Origin of the sequence: Treponema lecithinolyticum ATCC 700332, from assembly GCA_000468055.1 — a bacterium.
GTDB lineage: Bacteria > Spirochaetota > Spirochaetia > Treponematales > Treponemataceae > Treponema_C > Treponema_C lecithinolyticum.
Map to the genome: position 1 here is coordinate 30,371 of KI260560.1, position 581 is coordinate 30,951.

Annotated in this window: 1 protein-coding gene; it reads left to right on the plus strand. The window is 46.8% G+C overall.

Annotated features, from left to right (window positions below; all coding sequences use genetic code 11):
• Positions 1 to 581, plus strand: a 581-nt coding sequence (locus HMPREF9193_RS11265; protein ID WP_040847413.1) for a leucine-rich repeat domain-containing protein, incomplete at both ends; no start/stop codon positions are given.

Genomic DNA, 581 nt, shown 5'->3' on the forward strand with positions numbered 1-581 from the left:
TTGGAATTGCCTCAAGCTCCCCTTGTCCAAGGTGGCGCATCGCTTATCTTAAGTCCAGATAAGCTTACTATCAAAGTTAAGGCAACAACCTCAGACAACTCTCCCATAACAGTGGAAGGCTGCGATAAAACTGAACTTGCAAGCGGCACGCAAACCGAACTAAAAGCAAAAGGTACAAAAGTGGTTCTCAAAGGAAAAATCACCAATCTGTTCTGCGGCGGCAATAAGCTTACCGCTCTTAACGTGCAGGGCTTAAACGCTTTGAAATATCTGGACTGCACCCGCAATAAGCTTACCGCTCTTAACGTGCAGGGTTTAAACGCTTTGAAATATCTGTCCTGCGGCGGCAATAAGCTTACCGCTCTTAACGTGCAGGGCTTAAACGCTTTGAAAAATCTGGACTGCTACAGCAATAGGCTTACCGAACTTAACGTGCAGGGCTTAAACGCTTTGAAATATCTGTCCTGCGGCGGCAATAAGCTTACCGCTCTTAACGTGCAGGGCTTAAACGCTTTGCAAAGTCTGCACTGCGGCAGCAATAAGCTTACTGCTCTTAACGTGCAGGGCTTAAACGCTTTGCA